Annotated in this window: 10 protein-coding genes; 1 reads left to right on the top strand and 9 read right to left on the bottom strand. The window is 70.6% G+C overall.

Annotated features, from left to right (window positions below; genetic code table 11):
- Positions 1-199: 199 nt before the first annotated feature.
- The 9 genes from pssA to HYE82_RS26580 form a co-directional block, all read right to left on the bottom strand.
- The gene (gene pssA, locus HYE82_RS26620) at positions 200-1,021 is read right to left on the bottom strand and encodes a CDP-diacylglycerol--serine O-phosphatidyltransferase (protein WP_179176699.1); all 822 of its coding nucleotides are present in this window, start codon (positions 1,019-1,021) and stop codon (positions 200-202) included.
- A 34-nt stretch (positions 1,022-1,055) separates the two neighbouring features.
- Entirely contained in the window at positions 1,056-1,712 is a 657-nt protein-coding gene (locus HYE82_RS26615) for a phosphatidylserine decarboxylase (protein ID WP_179176697.1), read from the bottom strand.
- A gap of 188 nt (positions 1,713-1,900) precedes the next feature.
- Positions 1,901-3,106: an acyl-CoA dehydrogenase family protein gene (locus HYE82_RS26610; RefSeq protein WP_179176696.1), complete on the bottom strand. Its 1,206-nt coding sequence runs from the start codon at positions 3,104-3,106 to the stop codon at positions 1,901-1,903.
- A 27-nt stretch (positions 3,107-3,133) separates the two neighbouring features.
- Positions 3,134-3,637 (bottom strand): MaoC family dehydratase, encoded by a 504-nt coding sequence (locus HYE82_RS26605; RefSeq protein ID WP_179176695.1) that lies wholly within the window; start codon positions 3,635-3,637, stop codon positions 3,134-3,136.
- 3 nt (positions 3,638-3,640) lie between these two features.
- Positions 3,641-4,669 carry a CoA ester lyase gene (locus tag HYE82_RS26600; RefSeq protein ID WP_256987725.1) on the bottom strand — a complete coding sequence of 343 codons (1,029 nt, stop codon included), beginning with the start codon at positions 4,667-4,669 and terminating at the stop codon, positions 3,641-3,643.
- Entirely contained in the window at positions 4,666-6,717 is a 2,052-nt protein-coding gene (locus tag HYE82_RS26595) for a protein meaA (protein WP_179176694.1), read from the bottom strand. Before HYE82_RS26595 ends, HYE82_RS26600 begins: the two co-directional genes overlap by 4 nt.
- A gap of 57 nt (positions 6,718-6,774) precedes the next feature.
- Positions 6,775-8,112 carry a crotonyl-CoA carboxylase/reductase gene (gene ccrA / locus HYE82_RS26590; RefSeq protein ID WP_179176693.1) on the bottom strand — a complete coding sequence of 446 codons (1,338 nt, stop codon included), beginning with the start codon at positions 8,110-8,112 and terminating at the stop codon, positions 6,775-6,777.
- A 440-nt stretch (positions 8,113-8,552) separates the two neighbouring features.
- The gene (locus tag HYE82_RS26585; protein ID WP_179176692.1) at positions 8,553-9,413 is read right to left on the bottom strand and encodes a TetR family transcriptional regulator; all 861 of its coding nucleotides are present in this window, start codon (positions 9,411-9,413) and stop codon (positions 8,553-8,555) included.
- Between the two features lie 175 nt (positions 9,414-9,588).
- On the bottom strand, positions 9,589-11,391 hold the full coding sequence (locus tag HYE82_RS26580; RefSeq protein WP_179176691.1) for a 3-hydroxyacyl-CoA dehydrogenase family protein: 1,803 nt from the start codon (positions 11,389-11,391) through the stop codon (positions 9,589-9,591).
- 547 nt (positions 11,392-11,938) lie between these two features.
- Between HYE82_RS26580 and HYE82_RS26575 the strand changes: the two genes are divergently transcribed.
- A partial coding sequence (locus HYE82_RS26575; RefSeq protein WP_179176690.1) for an adenylosuccinate lyase occupies positions 11,939-12,472 on the top strand: 534 nt, incomplete at its 3' end.

Here is a 12,472-nt window from a genome sequence, read left to right as displayed (position 1 = left end):
GTCGTGGGCCCGTGGCGGGCCGGGGGAGGCGGCCGGGGCCGTCCCGGTGGGAAAAGGGGCGGAGAGGGACCGGCCCCGGGCCCGGGTTGCGCGGGTCGAGCCCGACGGACGGGCCGGGGGCTGCGCGGGGTGGACCCGGGTGACGCCGAAGGCCCCGGGGCAGAGAACCCCGGGGCCTTCGTACACAGGCGGTGCGGCGCTACGGCAGCTGGGCCGCCCGCGCCTCCCGCCGGTTGTGGCGGAACGTGTTCGCCCGGCGCGTGGTCGCGAACAGCGGAATGGTGGCCGCGAGCGCGATCTGCAGGGCGCAGCCGGTCTGGAGCAGCAGCTGCCCGCCGGGGGCGTCGAACGCCCACGCCGCCAGCAGCCCCATGGCCGAGACGATCCAGCTGAGCATCGCCACCGCGAGGACCCCCCGCGGCTTCGGGTACTCGACCCGGCTCACCATCAGCCAGGCCACCCCGATGATCGCCAGCAGCGTCGGCACGAAGGGCAGCTCCAGCAGCACGACCGAGACGACGGTGAGCGCGCCGAAGGGGCTCGGCATGCCCTGGAACATGCCGTCCTTCATCGTCACGCAGCTGAATCTGGCGAGCCGCAGCACCACGGCCAGCAGCACCACGATCGCAGCGAGCGCGGACACCTTCTGGTGGGCGTCGTCCGCGACCATGCCGTAGACCAGCACGAAGTACGCCGGGGCGAGGCCGAAGCTGATCAGGTCGGACAGGTTGTCCAGCTCGGCGCCCATGGGGGAGCTGCGCAGCTTGCGGGCGACGATGCCGTCGAAGAGGTCGAAGACCGCCGCGAGCAGCATCAGTATCACCGCGGTCGCCGCGCTGTGCCGGGCCATGCCGGATTCGCCGCTGCCGGTGAGGTGGGGGATGAGGATTCCGGTGGTGGTGAAGTACACCGCCATGAATCCGCAGGTCGCGTTGCCGAGGGTGAGGGTGTCCGCTATCGACAGTCGCAGCGAGAGCGGCATGTCGTCTTCGGCGGCCTCCTCCTCCGCGGCCTCGGGCACCCACCCCGTCGACGGCGTCGCGGGAGTCGCAGGGTCAGTCACGGTCAATTCGGGTCACCCCCGCGGTGGTGGCCTGACCGACCTCGACCGCGACCTCGACTCCCTCGGGGAGGTAGATGTCGACGCGGGAGCCGAAGCGGATCAGACCGATGCGTTCGCCCTGCTCCACCTTGGTTCCGGCCGGCAGGTAGGGGACGATGCGGCGCGCGACGGCGCCGGCGATCTGCACCATCTCGATGTCGCCGAGCTCGGTGTCGAAGTGCCAGACAACGCGCTCGTTGTTCTCGCTCTCCTTGTTGAACGCCGGGACGAACCCGCCGGGGACGTGCTCCACGGACGTGACCGTGCCCGCGAGGGGCGCGCGGTTCACGTGGACGTTCAGCGGGCTCATGAAGATCGCGACGCGGGTCCGCCCGTCCTTCCACGGCATGATGCTCTGCACCACACCGTCGGCGGGCGAGATGACACGGCCCTGGGCGATCTCACGCTCGGGGTCCCGGAAGAACCACAGCATGCCCGCGGCGAGCGCGGTGGCGGGCACGGCCGCGGCGGCCCAGCGTCCGGACTTGCGGGCCCGGGCGAGGCTGAGCGCCGCGGTGGCGACGGTCGGCAGAAGCCACGGCGATGCTCCGCGCGCGAGGCGTACGCCCAGGAGGCTGTCGCGAGGTGCAGAGGTTTGGCTGTGGGGCATGGATGACCTTCGTAGCGGTGGATTGCCGCGCCGCAAACAGGGGGACGGGACGGCGGCTTTTACTGGAATGCTATCGGTTGCGCGCGACAACTGGGCAAGCCAGAAGCTCAGTCGATGCCCGTCAGCCAGTGACCGCAAGTGATTCTTTTGCGGCGAACCCTCGGAGGATTCGCCGCAAAAGCGGACTTTCAGCCCTGGAGTCGGTACTCCTCGAGCAGGCGTCGCCCAATGATCATTTTCTGGATCTCGGCAGTACCCTCACCGATCAGCAGCATCGGGGCCTCGCGGTAGAGGCGCTCGATCTCGTACTCCTTCGAGAAGCCGTAGCCGCCGTGGATGCGGAACGCGTCCTCCACCACCTCCTTGCAGTACTCGGAGGCGAGGTACTTCGCCATCCCTGCTTCGAGGTCGTTTCGTTCCCCGGAGTCCTTTTTGCGTGCTGCGTTGACCATCATGGCATGGGCGGCCTCGACCTTGGTAGCCATCTCGGCCAGCTTGAACTGGATGGCCTGGTGCTGGGCGATCGGCTTGCCGAAAGTGTGACGTTGCTGGGCGTACGAGACACCCAGCTCGAAGGCACGCTGCGCGACGCCGCAGCCACGGGCCGCCACGTTCACGCGGCCGACCTCGACGCCGTCCATCATTTGGTAAAACCCTCGGCCGGTGACCCCGCCCAGGACCCGATTGGCCGGAATGCGCAGTCCGTCCATGATGAGCTCGGTCGTGTCGACGCCCTTGTAGCCCATCTTGTCGATCTTGCCCGGGATGGTCAGGCCCGGACGGACCTCGCCGAAGCCCGGCTCCTTCTCCACCAGGAAGGTCGTCATCGACTTGTGCGGGGCCGTGCCCTCGGCGTGTCCTTCGTCACTCCGGCACAGCACCGCCACCAGCGTCGAGGTGCCGCCGTTCGTCAGCCACATCTTCTGGCCGTTCAGGACGTACTCGTCGCCGTCCTTGACCGCCTTGGACGTGATGGCCGACACGTCGGAGCCGAGCCCCGGCTCCGACATCGAGAACGCGCCCCGCACCTCGCCCAGCGCCATCCGCGGGAGGAAGTGGTCCTTCTGCTCCTGCGTGCCGTGCTGCTTGAGCATGTACGCGACGATGAAGTGGGTGTTGATGATGCCCGAGACGGACATCCAGCCGCGCGCTATCTCCTCCACGCACAGCGCGTAGGTGAGCAGCGACTCACCGAGGCCGCCGTACTCCTCCGGGATCATCAGCCCGAACAGGCCGAGCTCCTTGAGCCCGTCCACGATCTGCTGCGGGTACTCGTCGCGGTGCTCCAGCTCGGTCGCGACCGGAATGATCTCCTTGTCCACGAATTCGCGGACGGTCTTGAGGATCTCCTGCTGGACGTCGGTCAGCCCGGCGGTCTGGGCGAGTCGTGCCATGGCTACTTCCCCTGTTCCTTGACTCTGTTAATCGGAAAGCGTGGGGCGGCCGGGCTGCTCGCCGCCGCGCTCCTTGATGTACGTCTCGGTCGGAACCATCACCTTGCGCCGGAAGACGCAGACGAGGGTGCCGTCCTGCTTGTAGCCCTTGGTCTCCACGTACACGATCCCGCGGTCGCTCTTGGACTTCGAGGGTGTCTTGTCCAGGACCGTGGTCTCGCCGTAGATCGTGTCGCCGTGGAAGGTCGGCGCCACGTGCCGCAGCGACTCGATCTCCAGGTTGGCGATGGCCTTGCCGGAGACGTCCGGCACGGACATGCCGAGCAGCAGCGAGTAGATGTAGTTGCCCACGACCACGTTCCTGCCGAAGTCCGTCGTCTTCTCGGCGTAGTTCGTGTCCATGTGGAGCGGGTGGTGGTTCATGGTGAGGAGGCAGAACAGGTGGTCGTCGTACTCCGTGACCGTCTTCCCGGGCCAGTGCTTGTAGACGGCGCCGACCTCGAACTCCTCGTACGTGCGTCCGAACTGCATGGGTCAGGCCTCCGGGATCTCGAACTTGGTCGTGCGCTGCATGCCGGCCGCCCGGCCCTTGCCCGCGATGACCAGGGCCATCTTGCGGCTGGCCTCGTCGATCATCTCGTCGCCGAGCATCGCCGAGCCCTTCTTGCCGCCGGCCTCGGACGTGCACCAGTCGTACGCGTCCAGGATCAGCTCGGCGTGGTCGTAGTCCTCCTGGGAGGGGGAGAAGACCTCGTTGGCCGCCTCGACCTGGCCCGGGTGCAGCACCCACTTGCCGTCGAAGCCGAGGGCCGCGGCGCGCCCTGCGACCTCGCGGTAGGCGTCCACGTCGCGGATCTGGAGGAAGGGGCCGTCGATCGCCTGGAGGTTGTGCGTCCGGGCCGCCATCAGGATCCGCATGAGGATGTAGTGGTAGGCGTCCGCCGGGTAGCCGGGCGGCTGCATGCCCACGACCAGCGACTTCATGTTGATCGAGGCCATGAAGTCGGCCGGGCCGAAGATGATCGTCTCCAGGCGCGGCGACGCGGCCGCGATCTCGTCGACGTTGACCAGGCCCTTGGCGTTCTCGATCTGCGCCTCGATGCCGATCTTGCCGACCTCGAAGCCCATCGTCTTCTCGATCTGCGTCAGCAGCAGGTCCAGGGCGACGACCTGCTGGGCGTCCTGGACCTTCGGCAGCATGATGCAGTCCAGGTTCTGGCCCGCGCCCTCCACGACCGTGATGACGTCGCGGTACGTCCAGTGGGTGGTCCAGTCGTTGACCCGCACGACCCGGGTCTTGCCGGTCCAGTCGCCGTTGTTCAGCGCGTCCACGATCGTGTGCCGGGCGCCCTCCTTGGCGAGCGGCGCGCAGGCGTCCTCCAGGTCCAGGAAGACCTGGTCGGCGGGCAGGCCCTGGGCCTTCTCCAGGAAGCGGGGGTTCGAGCCCGGGACGGCGAGGCAGGAGCGGCGCGGCCGCAGCCGGTTCACCGGGGACGGACCGGAAGGGGCAGCGGCGGAGCCGCTTCCGGCAAGGGTGGTGGTGGGTGACGGGTGGGCGGTCATGCGGGGACCTCCAGGGGGTCGAGCTTGTTCGCTTTCCGGATCTCGTCGACGATACGGCCGATGATCTCCGTGATACCGAAGTCTTTGGGGGTGAACACGGCGGCGACGCCGGCGGCCTTCAGTTCTGCGGCGTCGGCCTGGGGAATGATGCCGCCCAGGACGACGGGCATGTCGGCCGCCCCTGCCGCGCGCAGCCGCTCCAGCACCTCGGGGACGAGTGCGCTGTGCGAGCCGGACAGGATCGACAGGCCCACGCAGTGCACGTCCTCGGCCAGGGCGGCGGTGGAGATTTCCTCCGGGGTGAGCCGGATGCCCTGGTAGACCACCTCGAAGCCGGCGTCGCGGGCCCGGACGGCGATCTGCTCGGCGCCGTTGGAGTGCCCGTCCAGGCCGGGCTTGCCGACGAGCAGGCGCAGTCGGCCGCTGCCGAGGTCCTCCGCGGTCCGGCTGACCTTCTCGCGGACGACCGCCAGCGGAGTGCCCTCCTCGGCGGCGACGGCCACCGGGGCCGAGGAGACACCGGTCGGGGCGCGGAACTCGCCGAAGACCTCGCGCAGGGCGCTCGCCCACTCGCCCGTGGTGACACCGGCGCGGGCGCACTCCAGGGTGGCCTCCATCAGGTTCTCGGTCCCGGCGGCGGCCTCCTTCAGCCGCGTCAGGGCCTGCCCGACGGTGGGGAAGACGAACGGGTCGCCGCCGCCCTGCCGGTCCGAGGACTCCTGCCGCTCGCCGCGCCAGCGCACGATCCGCTCGACGATGGTGTCCTCCACCGCCCCGTCCACCGTCATGATCGCGGTGTCCAGGTCGGCGGTGAGCGGGTTGGGCTCGGTCTGCTGGAAGCAGTTCACGCCGACGATCTTGTCCTCGCCGTTCTCGATCCGGGCGCGGCGCTCGGCGTGCGAGGCGACCAGCCGGGACTTGAGGTAGCCGGACTCGACGGCGGCCATCGCGCCGCCCATCTCCTGGATCCGGTCGATCTCGGCCATGCAGTCGGCGACCAGCGCGTCGACCTTGGCCTCGATGACGTGCGACCCGGCGAAGATGTCGTCGTACTCCAGGAGGTCGCTCTCGTGGGCGAGGACCTGCTGGATGCGCAGCGACCACTGCTGGTCCCAGGGCCGGGGGAGGCCCAGGGCCTCGTTCCAGGCGGGCAGCTGCACGGCGCGGGCCCGGGCGTCCTTGGAGAGGGTGACGGCCAGCATCTCGAGGACGATGCGCTGGACGTTGTTCTCCGGCTGGGCCTCGGTCAGGCCGAGGGAGTTGACCTGGACCCCGTACCGGAAGCGGCGCTGCTTGGCGTCCTGGATGCCGTACCGCTCGCGGGTGATCTCGTCCCAGATGCGGCCGAAGGCGCGCATCTTGCACATCTCCTCGATGAAGCGGACGCCCGCGTTGACGAAGAAGGAGATACGGGCGACGACCTCGCCGAACCGGTCCTCGGGCACCTGGCCCGAGTCGCGCACCGAGTCCAGTACGGCGATGGCGGTGGCCATCGCGTAGCTGATCTCCTGGACCGGCGTGGCCCCCGCCTCCTGCAGGTGGTAGCTGCAGATGTTGATCGGGTTCCACTTCGGGATGTGGTTGACCGTGTACGCGATCATGTCGGTCGTCAGGCGGAGCGAGGGTCCGGGCGGGAAGACGTGCGTCCCGCGCGAGAGGTACTCCTTGACGATGTCGTTCTGGGTGGTGCCCTGGAGCTTGGAGACGTCCGCGCCCTGTTCCTCGGCGGCCACCTGGTAGAGCGCCAGCAGCCACATGGCGGTGGCGTTGATCGTCATCGAGGTGTTCATCTGCTCCAGGGGGATGTCCTGGAACAGCCGCCGCATGTCGCCGAGGTGGGAGACGGGGACCCCGACCCGGCCCACCTCGCCGCGGGCGAGGATGTGGTCGGGGTCGTAGCCGGTCTGCGTCGGCAGGTCGAAGGCGACCGACAGGCCGGTCTGGCCCTTGGCGAGGTTGCGGCGGTACAGCTCGTTGGACGCCTCGGCCGTGGAGTGGCCGGCGTACGTCCGCATGAGCCACGGACGGTCTTTCTGGCGCTCTGTCATCTCAGGCTGTCCCTTTGGCCCTTGATCGGTCGTCGACGGTTCGGGTGGTCGGACGGTTCAGATGTTCCGGAAGCGGTTGATGGCGTCGAGGTGCTTGTCGCGCATCTCCTGGTCGCGGACGCCCAGGCCCTCCTCGGGGGCGAGGCAGAGCACGCCGACCTTGCCCTGGTGGAGGTTGCGGTGGACGTCGTACGCCGCCTGGCCGGTCTCCTCCAGGGAGTAGACCTTCGACAGGGTGGGGTGGATCTTGCCCTTGGCGATGAGGCGGTTGGCCTCCCACGCCTCGCGGTAGTTGGCGAAGTGCGAGCCGATGATCCGCTTCAGCGACATCCACAGGTAGCGGTTGTCGTACTCGTGCATGTAGCCCGAGGTCGAGGCGCAGGTGGTGATCGTGCCGCCCTTGCGGGTGACGTAGACGGAGGCGCCGAAGGTCTCGCGGCCGGGGTGCTCGAAGACGATGTCGATGTCCTCGCCGCCGGTCAGCTCGCGGATCTTCGAGCCGAAGCGCTTCCACTCGCGCGGGTCCTGGGTGCGCTCGTCCTTCCAGAACCTGTAGCCCTCGGCGTTGCGGTCGATGACCGCCTCGGCGCCCATCTTCCGGCAGATGTCGGCCTTCTCGGGGGAGGAGACGACGCAGATCGGGTTGGCGCCGCCGGCCAGGGCGAACTGGGTGGCGTACGAGCCGAGGCCGCCGCTCGCGCCCCAGATCAGGACGTTGTCGCCCTGCTTCATGCCGGCGCCGTTGCGGGAGACCAGCTGGCGGTAGGCGGTGGAGTTGACCAGGCCGGGGGAGGCGGCCTCCTCCCAGCTGAGGTGGGCCGGCTTCGGCATCAGCTGGTTGGACTTGACCAGGGCGACCTCTGCCAGACCGCCGAAGTTGGTCTCGAAGCCCCAGATGCGCTGCTCGGGGTCGAGCATCGTGTCGTTGTGGCCGTCGGAGGACTCCAGCTCGACGGAGAGGCAGTGCGCGACGACCTCGTCGCCCGGCTTCCAGGAGTTGACGCCCGGGCCGGTGCGCAGGACGACGCCCGCGAGGTCGGAGCCGATGATGTGGTACGGCAGGTCGTGGCGCTTGGTGAGCTCGCTGAGCCGGCCGTAGCGCTCCAGGAAGCCGAAGGTGGACAGCGGCTCGAAGATCGAGGTCCACACGGAGTTGTAGTTGACCGAGGAGGCCATGACGGCCACCAGGGCCTCGCCCGGGCCGAGTTCCGGCACCGGGACCTGGTCGAGGTGCAGGGACTTGCGCGGGTCCTTGTCGCGGGACGCGAGCCCGGCGAACATCTCCGTCTCGTCCTTGTGCACGGTGATCGCGCGGTACGAGTCGGGGAGCGGCAGGGCCGCGAAGTCGGCGGCGGTGGCGGCCTGGGACTGGATCGCGTCCAGGATGTCCTTCACGGTGTTGCCTCCTGGGGTCCTCCCGGGCGGGGCCGGGGGAAAGCGCTGGATGAGGGTGCGCCGAGGGGTACGCGGTGCGTTCGGATACGTGGGGCGGTGCTGCTGTGGTGCCGTCGGTCCGGCGAGCGGTGGTGCGGGGCGGCGCCTGTGGTGCGGCGCGCGGGTGCCTGGTGACGCAGGCGTCCGGGGCGCGTTCCGTGCCGAGTGGGCGTGGACCGCGGGGACATCCGGACGGGATTCAACGTATGGCACCCCGTGTCACTCAGCAAGGCACCGCGTGCCAAAACTTTCTCTCATTTGCCGATTGACCTGCGCAGATGAGCGATGATCGATCAGAGTTACCGGCGAGTAGGGGTAACTCGGACAAACGGAAGCGGCCGCTCCCGGGAAAGGGAGCGGCCGCTGTGACGAGCGTCGCCTCGTGTGGTTCCTCGTGTGCCTCAGGCCACGGGACCTCCTGGCCAGGTGTTGCGCAGTGCCTCTTCGATGGTCCGCATGACCTCTTCCAGCGGGGCGTCCGTCCGCGCCACCGCCACCAGCACCTCGTCCTGTGCCCGGACCGCGGCCGCCGGAGCCGCCTCCTGCCGGTCGGGCGCCGGGCCCGCCGCCGCGGTCAGGGCCCGGCCTGCGCCGATCCCCGTGCCGAAGGTCTTGCGGACGATGGCGAAGGCGCGGTCCAGCTGCGCCTCCACATCCCCCTGGCCGCCCGCCCGCAGCCAGCGCCGCAGCACGTGGTTGTGGGCCGTCACGACGGCCGAGGCGGCCACCTCGGCCAGCAGCGGGTCGTCGTTGCCGTCGTGGGGCTCGGTCTCGTCGAAGTGGGCCAGCAGGTAGCGGGTGAACAGCCGCTCGTACCGGGCCACCGAGGCGATCTCCCGCTCCCGCAGCGCAGGCACCTCCCGGGTCAGCCGGTAGCGCTCCACCGACACCGCCGGGGAGGCGGCGTACATCTTCATGACTTCCTTGATCCCGCGGCACACCGTGTCGAGCGGGTGTTCGTGCGCCGGGGCCACGTCCAGCACGGCCTCGGCCCGGATCAGCGTGTCGTCGTGGTCCGGGAAGATCGCCTCTTCCTTGGACCGGAAGTGCCGGAAGAAGGTCCTGCGCGCCACTCCCGCGGCCGCGGCGATCTCGTCGACCGTCGTGGCTTCGTACCCCTTGGTCGCGAACAGCTCCATCGCGGCGGCGGCGAGCTCGCGGCGCATTTTCAGCCGCTGCGCGGCCGCCTTGCTGCCGGCCGAGCTCTCCGGACTGTCGGAGGCCGCGGCGGCGCGGGGTGAGGTCTTGGCGGGCTGGGACATAGAGCGAAAGTACTTCATTCGCGCCGGGGCGCGCGCCTGAGGGGGGCGGTACGGGGATGGATGCGGGGGAGGGCCCGCACTGGGCTCGGAGGGTGCGGTCCGCCGTGAGGGTGCGGCAGACCCGAGCAGCCCTCCCCACGCATCCGGATCAGGGGCCCCGTGGGCCGGGCCCGTCTTACCGGCGGGCGTACTCACGGAATCCGCGGCCGGTCTTGCGGCCCAGGCAGCCCGCCGCCACCAGGTGCTCCAGCAGCGGGGAGGGGGCCAGGCCGGGCTCGCGGAACTCCTTGTGGAGCACCTTCTCGATGGCCAGGGAGACGTCCAGGCCGACCACGTCGAGCAGCTCGAACGGGCCCATCGGGTAGCCGCCGCCCAGCTTCATGGCCGCGTCGATGTCGTCGATGCCGGCGTAGTGCTGCTCCACCATCTTGATCGCGTTGTTCAGGTACGGGAACAGCAGCGCGTTCACGATGAAGCCGGCCCGGTCACCGCAGTCGACGGGGTGCTTGCGCACCTTCGTGCAGACCGCGCGGACCGTGGCGTGCACGTCGTCCGATGTCAGGACGGTCCGGACCACCTCGACGAGCTTCATCGCCGGCGCCGGGTTGAAGAAGTGCATGCCGATCACGTCCTGCGGGCGCGAGGTCGCGCGGGCGCAGGCGATCACCGGCAGCGAGGAGGTCGTGGTGGCGAGCACCGCGCCCGGCTTGCAGACCTTGTCGAGGGTCGCGAACAGCTCCTGCTTGACCGCCAGGTCCTCGGCGACGGCCTCCACGGCCAGGTCGACCTCGGCGAAGGCGTCCAGCGACCCGGCCGGGGTGATCCGCGCCAGCGTCCCGGCCGCCGCCTCCTCGGTCAGCCGGCCCTTCGACACCGCGCGGCCCAGCGACTTCCCGATGGCCGCCTTCGCCGCCTCGGCCTTCTCCTGGCTGCGGGCGGCCAGCACCACCGCGTAGCCGGCCTGCGCGAAGACCTGTGCGATGCCGCTCGCCATGGTGCCCGAGCCGGCCACGCCGACCGAGGAGACCGGGCGGCCCTCGCCGAGCCGGGCCCCCTCCAGCGGGGTCTGCGCGTCACGGACGGTCTCGGAGCTGCCCGGCTCCGCGTACGTGTAGAAGCCGCGCCCGGACTTCTGCCCCGTCAGCCCGGCCTCGGCCAGGTGGCCCAGGATCGGGGCCGGGGCGTGCAGCCGGTCGCCGGAGGAGGCGTACATGGCCTCCAGGACGGTCCGGGCGGTGTCCACGCCGATCAGGTCGAGCAGGGCGAGCGGGCCCATCGGCAGACCGCAGCCGAGCCGCATCGCCGCGTCGATGTCCTCGCGGGAGGCGTACTTCGACTCGTACATGGCGGCGGCCTGGTTGAGGTAGCCGAAGAGCAGGCCGTCCGCGACGAAGCCGGGGCGGTCACCGACCGGCACGGGCTCCTTGCCCAGCTCACGGGCGAGGGCGGTGACCGCCTCCACCGCGGGCGGGGCGGTCAGGACGCTGGAGACCACCTCGACGAGCTTCATCGCGGGCGCCGGGTTGAAGAAGTGCAGCCCGAGGACGCGCTCGGGGCGCTGCGACTCGGCGGCGAGCCGGGTCACCGACAGGGCGTTGGTGCCGGTGGCCAGGATCGTGTCGGGCCGGACGACCGCGTCCAGCTCGGTGAAGATCCGGTGCTTGAGCTCGTAGTCCTCGGGGACGACCTCGATGACGAGGTCGGCGCCGGCGGCGGCCTCCAGCTCGGTGTAGGTCCGCAGCCGGGCGAGGACGCCTTCGCGCTCCTCCTCGGTGAGCCGGCCGCGGGCCACCGAGCGGGCCGTGGCGGCCGCGAGGGAGGCGGTGGCCCGGCGGGTGGCGCTCTCGCTGATGTCGATGCCGACGACCTCGCGGCCGGCGCGGGCGAGGACCTCGGCGATGCCGGTGCCCATCGTGCCGAGGCCGACGACGGCGATGGTCTGAAGGGCGGACGGACTGGACGTGGACGGAAGGTCCATCGCGGACTCCAGTGGATGAGGGTGACGACTGGGGGTGGCGCGCGGCGCACGACGCACGGCCGGAAGAACGGGAAAACGGGAGACGTCCGCACGGGGCGCCGTGATCGGGCGGGCGGAACGGAGAGCGGCGGACCCTGTCCCGGGGCCACGCCGTACGTGGAGCGCAGCCCGCGGACGGCTGGCGGCCGCAGTGCTGCGCGCGGTACCCGGCGGTACCGGTGGTGCTGTGCGGTACCTGGGTACCGGACCGACTGCACGAGGCGGCTGCGTCACCAGGCCGGCCCCGTACGTGTTGCAGCGAGACTAACTCGTCGGTAACTCCTTGGCCAGAGCGCGGAGAAGACAGCCGGTGTGACGTACGCCGCCCACCCGGGCGGCCGCGTCGGACACGCGCTCCCGTGCGGCGTCGGCGGCAGCCGGGCCGCCCCACGGCGCGTCCGGCCGTCGGATCCCCTCCGCCGCCCCCTCCGACGCCCCGGCCACGGGACGGCAGCCGATGCGGGAGAACCCCGAACGGGCCGGCCCGGCAGCCCCTAGGGTGGGCCGCGTGAGCGACGGACAGGACGGCCGGGACGGACGGCACGTACGGGAGCGCCTGCGGGCCGAAGCGGACGGCTCCCCCCGCTACCGGGAACTGCTCGACGCGGACCCGGACGCGCTCGCCGCCTCCCTGATGTCGGCCGGGCTGCCGCTGTGGGCCCGGGAACTGGCCGCCTACCGGCTGGGGCTCGCGGGCGACCGCCGGGCCTTCGAACCGCTGGTCCTGCTGCTCAACCACCGCGACCCTGCGCGCTGCGCGGCCGCCGCCGAGGCCCTGGCGGCGCTCGGCGACCCGCGCACCGCCCGCGCCGCTGCCGCCCTGGCCACGAACGAGCTGCGCACCGCGTATGCCCTCCAGCCGATCCGGCTCCTCGTGGCGCTCCGCGCCCCCGAGTCCGCCCCCGCCCTGATCCGCACCCTGACCCGGCGGCTCGCGCCGCACGACCCGTACTGGCGGGTGGCGCTGGCGTGCGTGGAGGGCCTGGGAGCGCTGTCCGACCCGAGCGCCCGCGAGGTCCTCACCCGCGCCCAGGCCCACCCC

The organism is Streptomyces sp. BR123 (assembly GCF_013401435.1).
Classification (GTDB): Bacteria; Actinomycetota; Actinomycetes; order Streptomycetales; family Streptomycetaceae; genus Streptomyces.
Note: the sequence above shows the minus strand (reverse complement) of the source record. Positions and strands in the feature narration are given on the sequence as shown.